General features: G+C 50.1%; 10 protein-coding genes. All 10 read left to right on the forward strand.

The features are described 5' to 3' along the window. Nucleotides 1-32: 32 nt before the first annotated feature. The 10 genes from sufC to FHW36_RS26100 all read left to right on the forward strand — a co-directional run bounded on the left by sufC (nucleotide 33) and on the right by FHW36_RS26100 (nucleotide 11,768). Entirely contained in the window at nucleotides 33-797 is a 765-nt protein-coding gene (gene sufC / locus FHW36_RS26055) for a Fe-S cluster assembly ATPase SufC (protein ID WP_145673544.1), read from the forward strand. 10 nt (nucleotides 798-807) lie between these two features. After that, nucleotides 808-2,127 carry a Fe-S cluster assembly protein SufD gene (sufD, locus tag FHW36_RS26060; RefSeq protein WP_145673546.1) on the forward strand — a complete coding sequence of 440 codons (1,320 nt, stop codon included), beginning with the start codon at nucleotides 808-810 and terminating at the stop codon, nucleotides 2,125-2,127. Nucleotides 2,128-2,135: 8 nt separating this feature from the next. Beyond that, on the forward strand, nucleotides 2,136-3,380 hold the full coding sequence (locus FHW36_RS26065) for an aminotransferase class V-fold PLP-dependent enzyme (RefSeq protein ID WP_145673548.1): 1,245 nt from the start codon (nucleotides 2,136-2,138) through the stop codon (nucleotides 3,378-3,380). Between the two features lie 10 nt (nucleotides 3,381-3,390). Then, the gene (locus tag FHW36_RS26070; RefSeq protein ID WP_145673549.1) at nucleotides 3,391-3,819 is read left to right on the forward strand and encodes a SufE family protein; all 429 of its coding nucleotides are present in this window, start codon (nucleotides 3,391-3,393) and stop codon (nucleotides 3,817-3,819) included. Further along, nucleotides 3,816-4,142 (forward strand): iron-sulfur cluster assembly protein, encoded by a 327-nt coding sequence (locus FHW36_RS26075; protein WP_186452602.1) that lies wholly within the window; start codon nucleotides 3,816-3,818, stop codon nucleotides 4,140-4,142. Before FHW36_RS26070 ends, FHW36_RS26075 begins: the two co-directional genes overlap by 4 nt. A 116-nt stretch (nucleotides 4,143-4,258) precedes the next feature. Continuing rightward, nucleotides 4,259-5,569, forward strand: coding sequence for an SWIM zinc finger family protein (locus tag FHW36_RS26080; RefSeq protein WP_145673551.1), 1,311 nt, complete (start codon nucleotides 4,259-4,261; stop codon nucleotides 5,567-5,569). After that, nucleotides 5,569-7,035 carry a DUF5691 domain-containing protein gene (locus FHW36_RS26085; RefSeq protein WP_145673553.1) on the forward strand — a complete coding sequence of 489 codons (1,467 nt, stop codon included), beginning with the start codon at nucleotides 5,569-5,571 and terminating at the stop codon, nucleotides 7,033-7,035. The genes FHW36_RS26080 and FHW36_RS26085 overlap by 1 nt, the downstream gene beginning before the upstream one ends. 10 nt (nucleotides 7,036-7,045) lie before the next feature. Beyond that, nucleotides 7,046-8,125, forward strand: a complete 1,080-nt coding sequence (locus tag FHW36_RS26090) for an ATP-binding protein (RefSeq protein ID WP_145673555.1) — start codon at nucleotides 7,046-7,048, stop codon at nucleotides 8,123-8,125. A 135-nt stretch (nucleotides 8,126-8,260) separates the two neighbouring features. Next, complete coding sequence (locus FHW36_RS30780) at nucleotides 8,261-10,639, forward strand: DUF5682 family protein (protein ID WP_222429190.1); 2,379 nt, start codon at nucleotides 8,261-8,263, stop codon at nucleotides 10,637-10,639. Further along, nucleotides 10,629-11,768 carry a VWA domain-containing protein gene (locus tag FHW36_RS26100; RefSeq protein WP_145673557.1) on the forward strand — a complete coding sequence of 380 codons (1,140 nt, stop codon included), beginning with the start codon at nucleotides 10,629-10,631 and terminating at the stop codon, nucleotides 11,766-11,768. Before FHW36_RS30780 ends, FHW36_RS26100 begins: the two co-directional genes overlap by 11 nt. The last annotated feature ends 14 nt before the right edge of the window (nucleotides 11,769-11,782 follow it).

Genomic DNA, 11,782 nt, shown 5'->3' on the forward strand with positions numbered 1-11,782 from the left:
AACTAATACATACAGAACGAAATAAAACAAACATGCTGACGATTAAAAATCTGCACGCAGAAGTAGAAGGGAAAAAAATTCTGAAGGGCATCAATCTCGAAATAAACAAAGGAGAAATGCACGCTATCATGGGGCCTAACGGTTCCGGTAAAAGCTCACTGGCTTCTGTGCTGGCTGGTCGTGATAACTATACAGTGACCGAAGGTGAAGTTTGGTTCAATGGTAAGAATCTGCTGGACTTATCTCCGGAAGATCGCGCCCGTGAAGGTGTATTCCTTGCTTTCCAATACCCGGTGGAAATACCTGGTGTTTCCAACCTCAACTTCCTGAAAACAGCGCTGAACGAAATCAGGGCGTATAAAGGTCTCCCTGCGCTGGAAGCCAGAGAGTTCCTGAAACTGACCAAAGAAAAACAGCAGCTGGTAGATTTTCATTCTAACCTGATGAACCGTTCCCTGAACGAGGGCTTCAGCGGTGGAGAAAAGAAACGTAACGAAATTTTCCAACTGGCAATGCTGGATCCTCAGCTGGCTATTTTGGACGAAACAGATTCCGGATTAGACATTGACGCACTGCGTATTGTTTCCAATGGCGTAAATAAATTACGCGATGCGGAAAAATCTTTTGTAGTGATTACCCACTACCAACGCCTGCTGGAGTATATCATACCCGACTTTGTACACGTACTGTACAATGGCCGTATCATCAAGACCGGTACCAAAGAACTGGCACTGGAACTGGAAGAAAGAGGATACGACTGGCTGAAAGAGGAATTACATTTGAAAGAATCTGTATAAGAAAGAATTTATGACAAGCGATATGATACTGCCATTTTACCAGGCTTTAACAGCCGATGTAACTGCATTAGCGGCGCAGGCAACTGTTCCGTCGACCGATGCAGTACAAAGCATCCGCCGCAAGGCGTTGGAGCGTTTTACAGCGATGGGCTTACCTACGCTGAAAACGGAAGCATGGCGCTATTCAAATATTCAGCGCTACCTGAAGGAATTTCCCTATGAGCTGCTGAATAATGCTGCTCCTGTAGCACCAACAGTGGCACAACAGGCTGCCATCCCTGAGCTGGACTGCTACCGGGTAGTACTGGTAAATGGTCACCTGCAGGCAGATCAGTCTACCCTGCCAGAAGGTAAAGGCATCACTATAGGCGCTATGAGCACCTATGCCGACGCCCCTGGTTTTGTAACCTACTTCAACCAGCAGCATCACCTGGAAACAGAATCCCTGGCCCAGCTGAACACCGCCCTCTTTGCAGATGGCCTGTATATTGAGCTGGCTGCCAACACGGTACTGGATAAACCTATCCATGTAATACACGTATACTCCTGTACCGCGCATTCCTTTATCCAGCCCCGCCACCTGTGGGTGCTGAACCGAAGCGCCGCTGCAACGATTATAGAAAGTTCTGTACACCCGGAAACTACTGCTGTAGCTTTTGCCAACAGCGTAGTAGAAACCGTAGTACAGGAAAATGCTGAATTATGGCATTACTGTGTACAACAGGGAGAAGACAGCTTCCGTGAAGTAAGCACCACTGCGGCACAGCAATTTAAAGACAGTCGTTACCATCATTTCAGTGTTACCCTGCCTGGTACACCGTTTACCCGCAATAATACCAGCGTGGCACTGAATGGCAGTCATACCGAGACTAACCTGAACGGTTTATACATTACCAACAAACACCAGCATGTAGACAACCATACTTTTATGGATCATATCATGCCGGATTGTAACAGTAATGAACTGTATAAAGGCGTACTGCTGGACGATTCCAACGGCGTATTTACCGGTAAAATCCTGGTACACCAGGAGGCGCAGAAAACCAATGCCTTCCAGCAAAACAATAACCTGTTGCTGGGTAGCAAAGCGGATATCAATTCCCAGCCACAGCTGGAAATTTATGCCGACGATGTAAAGTGCAGCCATGGTTTTACTGCCGGTCAGTTCAGCGAGGAGTCTATGTTTTACCTGCGCTCCCGTGGCATAGGTGAAGAAGCGGCGAAAGCCCTGATGGTAAATGCTTTCTCGCACGATATTACCGATGCAATACATGTACCGGCCCTGCAGCATTTCCTGCAGGAGCAGATTGCGGAGATCATGAATAATTAAAATTAACGATGGAACATATTGCTAACATTACCACCGGCCTGGATATCGCACAGATAAGAAAGGATTTTCCTATCCTGCAGCAACAGGTGCATGGTAAGCCGCTGGTATATTTTGATAACGGCGCTACCACGCAGAAACCACAGGTTGTAATAGATGCAGAAGCACGCTATTACGAGGAATATAACAGCAATGTGCACCGGGGAGTACACCACCTAAGCCAGGTGGCAACGGATGCATATGAGAAAGCCCGTCACATTGTGGCCGGTTATATCAATGCCGCCCATTCCCATGAAATCATCTTTACCAAAGGCACTACCGATGGTATCAACCTGGTAGCCAATACCATGAGCCGCCGTTTCCTGAAAGCAGGCGACAGTGTGATCATCTCTTCCATGGAGCACCATAGTAATATCGTGCCCTGGCAGATTGCCTGTGAAGAGGCCGGCGCTACCCTGAAGGTAATACCGATTACAGAGAAAGGGGAACTGCGGATGGATGTGTATGAAAGCATGCTGGACGACACGGTGAAGATGGTGGCTGTTACCTATGTTTCCAATACCCTGGGTACCGTAAACCCGGTACAGGATATCATTGCGCTGGCACATGCACGGAATATTCCCGTGCTGATAGATGCCGCCCAGGCCATTCAGCACATCAGCATTGATGTGCAGGCCTTACAGCCGGATTTCCTGGTATTTTCGGGGCATAAAATTTACGGGCCTACCGGCACCGGTGTGTTATACGGCACCACGGAATGGTTAAATAAACTGCCTCCCTACCAGGGTGGCGGCGATATGATCAAGACCGTTACTTTTGCCAAAACTATTTACAACGAACTGCCTTATAAATTTGAAGCAGGTACGCCGAATATCGCTGGTTCCATTGCACTGGGTACGGCTATTGAATACCTGCAGCAGATTGGTCTCCCTGAAATTCAACAACGGGAAGAAGCCCTGATGGCTTACGCTATGCAGGAGCTGCGTAAAATAGATGGTATCCGTTTCATTGGTGATGCCCAAAACAGAAGTGGCGTTATTTCCTTCCTGGTACATAATATTCACCCGTTTGATATGGGAGAATTGCTGGATCAGCAAGGAATAGCGGTGAGAACCGGCCACCACTGTACCGAACCATTGATGGACCTGTTCCAGGTACCTGGTACCGTAAGGGCATCACTGACATTTTATAACACCAAGGAGGAAATAGACAAACTGGTAGCCGGTGTTAAAAGAGCCGCTTCCATGCTTTTGTAAACGAGTGTATATGACGATTCAGGAAATACAGGAAGAAATAATATCCGATTTTTCGGTGATGGGTAGCTGGGAAGATAAATATGAATATATTATCCAGCTGGGCAAAGAGTTACCGCTCATTGCAGAAGAATATAAAACACCGGATAACCTGATCAAAGGCTGTCAATCCAGGGTATGGCTGCATACGGAGCTGAAAGACGGGAAACTGTTTTTCACCGGCGACAGTGATGCGGTGATCACCAAGGGACTGGTTAGCCTGATGATTTATGTGCTTTCCGGTCATACGCCGCAGGAAATTGCCGCCGCGGATATTTATTTCATCGATGCCATTGGTTTAAGCAGTCACCTTTCCCCTACCCGCTCCAACGGGTTACTGAGTATGCTGAAACAAATGAAGCTGTATTCCATCGCTTACCAGGCTAAAATTAACCAGCAATGAGTGAAGCACCTATTAGTGAAGCAACATTAAGAGAACAGATAGAAGCCCAGCTAAAAACAGTATATGATCCGGAAATCCCGGTCAATATCTGGGAACTGGGACTGGTATATGAAGTAAAGATCAAGGCTAATAACCGGGTAGGTATAGATATGACATTAACGGCGCCTGGTTGCCCGGTAGCCGGAGATATTATCCGGGAAGTAGATGAGAAGGTAAGGAACATAGAAGGCGTGTCTGATGTAGATGTACACCTCACCTTTGATCCACCCTGGACCCGGGATATGATGAGTGAAGAAGCCAAGCTGGAGCTGGGATTTTTATAAGAGAAAGAAATTTCGCAATATTAAAACCAAATACCAAATACACTGCGTAGTGTTATTTGATATTTGGTTTTTTATTTTGCTTAATTCTTTAATTTGTGGTTTAAATCGTTAATCCATTGAACCTATCCGACGAACAAGTGCTGGCCATGGCGCCTGATGATTCCTCCCGTAAATCGGGGAAAGACCTGGCCAATCCGGCTAAATGGGTGAGTAAGGGCATAGGCGAACAGGCGTTATGGGGCGAGTGCCAGGGCAGCGGCAGTAAACCCTACCAAACACAGATAGATACGGGCAATATGGCCTTTAAGTGCAGTTGTCCCAGTCGTAAATTTCCCTGTAAACATGGTTTGGGGCTGTTGCTCCTTTATTCACGGCAACCTGGTTCTTTTGACATGCAGACGCCGCCTGCCTGGGTGCGCGACTGGTTGGCCAAACGTGCGGAGCGGGATGAGAAAAAAGCGGCGGCGCCCACGGCAGAAAAAACAACGGATACGACAGCCCAGGCCAAACGGCAGCAGGCCCGTCAACAGAAGGTAGCCGATGGTACGGATGAATTGCTCCGCTGGATCAAACACCTGGTATACAACGGCATATTGGATCTCCCCGAAAAAGATTTTTCCTTCTTCGAAAATATGATCCGCCGCATGGTGGATGCCCAAGCCCCCGGCCTGGCCGCCATGATGCGCGAGCTGGCAGATATCAGCTATTTCCATGATGGCTGGCAAACCGTTTTCCTGAACCAGCTACTGCGCATTTATCTCGTTATCCAGGGCTACCGGCACCAGGATCGATTACCTGCCGCATTGCAGCAGGATTTGCGCACCCTGATAGGGTTTTCTCAATCGCAGGAAGAGCTGAAAGCGCAAATGGGGATTACCGATACCTGGCAGGTATTAGGGAAACAAACCAGCGAAGAAGACAAGCTGGTAACAGAACGGTACTGGCTATACGGCATTCATACCCGGCGCAGTGCCCTGGTCCTGCAATTCTTTGTCCGCGGCCAACAGGCAGCTGCTCTTTCACTGACGCCCGGCACCTGCCTGGAAGCAGAACTGGTGTATTATCCTTCCGCAGCACCGCTGCGGGCATTGATCAAGCAACAAATCCAGGTGCCAATGAATCATACTTTCCAGGGCCTGGGAAGCTGGCAGGAAGTGGTACAGGCGCAAACCAATATAGGTAACGTATTTCCCCTGTATAACGACCAGGTATATACGATAACGGCCCTTACGCCGGTATGGTACCAGGAACAATGGTGGCTGCAGGATGCCCGGCAACAGCTGATGCCTATTAAAAAAGGGTTTCCACATATCTGGAAACTGCTGGCCTTCAGTGGCGGCGCCCCCCTTCCTATGGCCGTTACCGGTCGCGAAAAACAGTACGAACCCCTGGGAGTCTGGCATGAACAGGAATATAAAATATTATAATGGAGCATTGGAACAACATTATTAACAGCGTATTGCTGGGTACCGCCAAAAAACCGGCCGACAAGCAAGGCTTAACCGGCCCGCTGGAGCAGGCCGCCGACGCGATACTGGGCAATCCCGCACTGGATCGGGAAGATCAGTTCCTGCACCTGGCATCGGTGATTTATAATTACCGGCAGTGCGGCACGCAGGCCATAACGGCCAGTGTTCCGCCTACGCCGGTGGCCACACCGGAAACGAAACGTTATTGTACCCCCTCCGCGGTGAGGGTGCTACAATCAGTGCTGGAAACCGATAGCATACAGCTGGTACAGCTCTGGCTGGAATACTGTACCAGCACCAACTTGCTGTTGCCGCCAGCACAGCTTCCGGTAATGCTCGACAAAGCCTGGAAAAACAAGTCGCTGCGAGTACTCACCGCAGCAGCCGGCGGATACCGGGCAGAATGGCTGGGGCAATTTAATCCCGACTGGAACTTTTCCCGCGTAGCAGATACCATCGAAGAAAGATGGCAGAATGGTGCTACCGCCCAACGGGTAGAGGCCTTAAAAGAACTACGTATAGCCAACCCCGTATTGGCCCGTACCTGGTTACAGCAATCCTGGGCGAAAGAAAGCGCCACGGTAAAAACTGAACTGCTGGGAGTACTGGAACACCCCATTGATCCGGATGATGTTCCCTGGCTGGAATCGCTCAGCGGCGAAAAAAGTAAGCAGGTAAAAGAAGCCTGGATACACCTGCTGAAAAAACAACCGTCGTCTTCCCTACAGGCACAATACTGGCAGGTGGTATCAGCAGCAGTGCAACTACACCCGGATGGCACAGTGGAAGTAGTGGCCCCCGTTATTAAAGATGACATCATTTTTCAAAGTGGTATAGAAAAGCTTAGCAACAATAAAAAAATATCGGATGACTGGCACATCCTGCTCCAGCTGATCGGCCTTATACCTCCTGCTCAATGGGAAATCCATTTCGGTAAAACAACGGCGGAAGTGATGCAACTGTTTCAACAACAGGCCGCACTGCAAATTTTTATTCCGTCCCTCGTACAAGCCATTGTATGGTTTGAAGACCGGCAGCGCGCTATGACGTTTATACAACACAGTGAGGTGTTTTATATCGACCTGATTCCCCTGTTGCCGGTGGAACAGCAACAGCTGCTCAGCGAAAAATATTTCGATGAGCAGCCGGAAACGATTATCAAATATGCGGCCGGCAGCCCGGAAGAGTGGAGCATGCCATTATGCACCCGCATTATGCGGTATGCCGCCACACAGCCATATACGTATAACCAGCTATTCATGAATAATGTGGTTCGGCAAATACCAGTAGCTATAGCAGGCAAACTGGATGATATCAACGCCACCGAAACTTATCATACCGGCTACTGGAACAATATCAAGGCTCACCTGGCCCGGCTGTTGCACGCCAAAAGCCTGATTAACACACTTAACAACAACGCTTAATAAACATACCATGTCAGACATTTTACGCTATCACGCAGAACAACTCTTCGCGGAAGAACTGGAAGAACTCCGGAAACAGGATACCGGGAAACGCCCGCATAACTGGCTGTTAACACCCCAGTCTGTAGTAACCTACCTGGTAGGCGGAAAATTGAAAAACGGATTTGACGTAACCCCTAAATATATTGGCAGTAAGCGCCTCATGGAAATAGCCGCGGCTACACTGGCTACCGACCGGGCCTTATTGCTCTATGGCTTACCCGGCACCGCCAAAAGCTGGGTGAGTGAACACCTGGCCGCCGCCATCAGTGGCGATTCCACCATGATCATACAGGGTACCGCCGGTACCAGTGAAGAAAGTATCCGCTACGGCTGGAACTATGCCCGCCTGCTGGCAGAAGGACCTTCCCGTAATGCGTTGGTGGAAACACCAGTGATGAGGGCCATGCAGGATGGAAAAATTGCCCGTATAGAAGAGTTGACCCGTATCGGGGCGGATGTACAGGATACCCTTATCACAATCCTGTCGGAAAAAACGTTGCCGGTTCCGGAACTGAATACCGAAGTCCAGGCTAATAAAGGCTTTAACGTGATTGCCACCGCCAACAACCGCGATAAGGGCGTGAATGAATTATCCAGCGCCCTAAAACGTAGGTTCAATACCGTTATACTTCCTGTGCCGGATTCTATGGAAGAAGAAATAGATATTGTAAGGAGACGCGTAGAAAGCTTTGAAAAGACCATGGATCTTCCCGCAGAGAAACCTGCTTTGGAAGAAATACGCCGTATCGTGACCATTTTCCGGGAACTGCGCAATGGCGTAACACTGGATGGCAAAACGAAACTAAAATCCCCCGGCAGTACGCTCAGCACCGCAGAAGCTATTTCCGTCGTAAACAATGGACTGGCATTGGCTGCCTACTTTGGCGATGGCACCCTCAATGCCGCAGATCTGGCCGCAGGCGTTATCGGTGCCGTGGTGAAAGACCCGGTGCAGGATAAACTGGTATGGCAGGAATATCTTGAAACCGTTGTGAAAACACGGGAAGACTGGAAAGATGTGTACCGCGCCTGCAGGGATCTGGCATAGAAGGCGGAAGGCAAAAAGCAAAAAGGTGAAAGCACTGGCTGTAATGAAACCAACCTGTAAACAAGTCAAAAGCTTTATGCCTTTAGCTTTGTGCCTGCTACTTTTCTTCATTACTTAACGATCTAACATAGACATATGTCTGTACATATTTTAGGTATCCGGCACCATGGGCCTGGCTCTGCCAGGAACGTGAAAGCATTCCTGGAGGAATTGCAACCGGATATTGTGCTGATAGAGGGACCTCCCGAAGCAGATGCGCTGTTGCCATGGGCAGGGCACGACGACTTACAGCCACCGGTAGCCATCCTGGCCTGGCAGCCGGATAATCCCAGAAAGGCTTGTTTCTATCCATTTGCCGCCTTCTCACCCGAGTGGCAGGCCATATTGTATGCAAAAGAACATCGTATCCCTGCCCGGTTTATGGATCTGCCCCTGGCGCATGTATTCGGACTGGAAAATGAAGCGGCGGCAAAAGCGGCAGCCGCCAACGAGGGTGCTGCGGGAGAAAACAACACGGGCGACACGACGGGAGATAACGGAGATGAAAAAGCATTGCTGAACAGCGCCCGTCAATCTATCCTCCAAACAAGGCAGCATGCCCGCCAGGATAACCATGTAGCGGAGGATGACGAGGTAGTCCCTTTCCCGGTGAGGCGGGATCCTATTTCCCACCTGGCTGCGGCCGCAGGATACGATGATGGAGAAAGATGGTGGGAACATATGTTTGAATACCGGCAGCAACAGGAACAGGTATTTGAGGCGGTGAATGATGCCATGCAGGCGCTCCGCGAAGAATTACCCCAACGGGATAATCACGTAGAACAACTGCGGGAAGCCTGGATGCGGAAATGTATCCGTGCCGCTGAAAAGGAAATGTTTCAGCGAATTGCCGTCATCTGCGGCGCCTGGCACGGCCCGGCGCTACAAAATATGCCTAAGCCAAAAGAAGACAATGACCTGTTGAAAAGCTTACCCAAAGCCAAAGTGGCCACCACCTGGATACCATGGACCTATAGCCGTTTGAGTTATGAAAGCGGTTATGGCGCCGGCATTCCTTCCCCCGGCTGGTATGAGCATATCTGGGAACATCCCACCGATGATGGCACCCGCTGGATGGCCCTGGTGGCAAAGCTTTTCAGAGAACAGCAACAGGATACCTCCGTGGCACATGTAATGGAAGCAGTACGGCTGGCCAATGCGCTGGCAGCGCTGCGCCAATATTCCCGCCCGGGGCTGGAGGAACTGAACGAGGCTACGTTAAGCGTGCTGTGTAACGGGGAACCGGTGCTCATGCAGTTGATCAGGGATCAACTGATCATACGCAACCGCATCGGTAAGGTGCCCCATGAAGTGCCGGCTCCTCCCCTGCAATCCGATATTACGCAATGGCAGAAGAAACTGCGGCTGCCGCAAACAGCCGATTTCAAAGATTACCAACTCGACCTGCGTAAAGAGAATGACCTGGAACGCAGTATCTTCCTCCACCGGTTACAACTGCTGGAAATCCGTTGGGGAACCAGGCAGGAAGTGTCGGGGAAGGGTACCTTTAAAGAACAATGGCGCCTGCAATGGGATCCTTCCTATTCCATCGACATTATCGAAAAAGGGAGTTGGGGCAATACGGTAGCCGAAGCAGCATCCAACTACGTGATAGATACCGCCCATCATACCGGCACTTTGCAGCAGGTATGCCAAATGCTGGAATCGGCCATACCGGCCGAGCTACCGGCGGTGGTAGATATATTGATACATCGTATCAATAACCTCGCGGCCACCTCCGGAGATGTGTTGCAGCTGATGCAGGTGATTCCCCCGCTGGTGAATATCAGCAAATTCGGGAACGTGCGTAAAACAGACGCCGAACTGGTGAATGGTATTATCGAAAGCATGATAGATCGTATCTGCATCAGTTTACCCGCCGCCAGTACTTCCATTACGGAAGATGCTGCGCTGGCCTTACTGGAACTCTTCTATGGCATGAACGACGCCATCGGGCTGCTGCAACACGCGGCGCTGACCGGCTCCTGGCATAATACCTTACAGGCCATTGCCGGCAATCGCCAGTCAGCCCCCATGATAGCGGGCTATGCTACCCGCCTGTTGTTTGATGGCCGGATATTAAGGGGAGAACCGTTACTGCAGGGTTTCAGTGTGGCGATGTCGGTGGCCAATCCGCCGGCAGTAGCGGCCTCCTGGCTGGAAGGCTTCCTTAAAGGCAGCGGCACCTTGCTGTTACTGGATGAATCGCTCTGGGGAATGGTGTACAGCTGGGTTTCTCAACTGGAAAATGATATTTTCATCCAGGTATTGCCGTTATTACGCCGCACCTTTTCTAACTTTACAGCCCCGGAAAGGAAAAAACTGGGAGCTAAAGTGAAACAGGGAGGTAGTGATACCTCCATTAAAATAGTGGCAACAGGAGAAACAGATGCAGCGCGGGGAGAACAGGGCATACGGGTGGTAATGCAAATGCTGGGGTTGGTTGACTCAAAATTGTTATCAGATGGAGCATAAAGAACAGGTTCGCAGATGGCGGTTGGTGTTGGGAGGAACGGAAAATGACGGCACCGCTTATTCGTTGGATAAAACGGATCTGCAAATCGACAAAACACTGGAAGCATTGTACGACAGTACGAAGCGGGGTGGCCTTGGCCCGTCATCGCCCAATGTAAGCCGCTGGCTGGGCGATATACGCAACTACTTCCCTTCCTCCGTAGTACAGGTCATGCAGCAGGATGCACTGAAACGCCTGAATCTTACCCAGATGCTCTTTGAAAAAGAGATGCTGGAAAATGTGGAAACAGATGTACACCTGGTAGCTACGCTGATGACACTCAGCCGGGTAATACCAGAGAAAACCAAAGATACCGCCAGGCAGGTGGTAAAAAAAGTGGTGGATGAACTGATCAAAAAGCTGGCCCAGCCCACTCAACAGGCCATCAATGGCAGCTTAAACAGGAGTACGCGTAACCGCCGTCCCCGCCATCATGAAATCAACTGGCACTTGACGATACAGAAAAACCTCCGGCATTACCAGTCCGACTATAAAACAATTATCCCGGAAACATTAATAGGCTATGGCCGGAAGCGCACTGCGCTGAAAGAAGTAGTATTGTGCCTGGATCAAAGTGGTTCTATGGGAACATCTGTTGTATATTCCGGTATCTTTGGCGCTGTTATGGCCTCCATCCCGGCGTTGAAAACACAGATGGTGGTATTTGACACCGCAGTAGCGGACCTGACAGAAGAGTTGAATGACCCGGTAGACCTGCTCTTTGGCGTACAGCTGGGCGGAGGGACCGATATCAATGCCGCGCTGAAATATTGTAGCCAGATCATTTCCCGCCCTACCGATACCGTATTGGTGCTGGTGACCGACCTGATGGAAGGCGGCGATGAAATGGGCATGAGGAAGCGCTTTGTAGAGCTCCATGCGGCCGGTGTGCAAGTGATCGTTTTGCTGGCACTAAACGATGAAGGAGCACCCAGCTATGACCAGGAAAATGCACAGTTCCTCGCTGGACTGGGCATCCCGGTGTTTGCCTGCTCTCCGGACAAATTCCCGGATATGATGGCCATGGCGCTGAGTAAACAAGATGTGGCGCAATGGGCCGCAAAAGAAGATATTGTGCTGAAAAAATAATTGAATCTATCTAT

Origin of the sequence: Chitinophaga polysaccharea, from assembly GCF_007829335.1 — a bacterium.
GTDB lineage: Bacteria > Bacteroidota > Bacteroidia > Chitinophagales > Chitinophagaceae > Chitinophaga > Chitinophaga polysaccharea_B.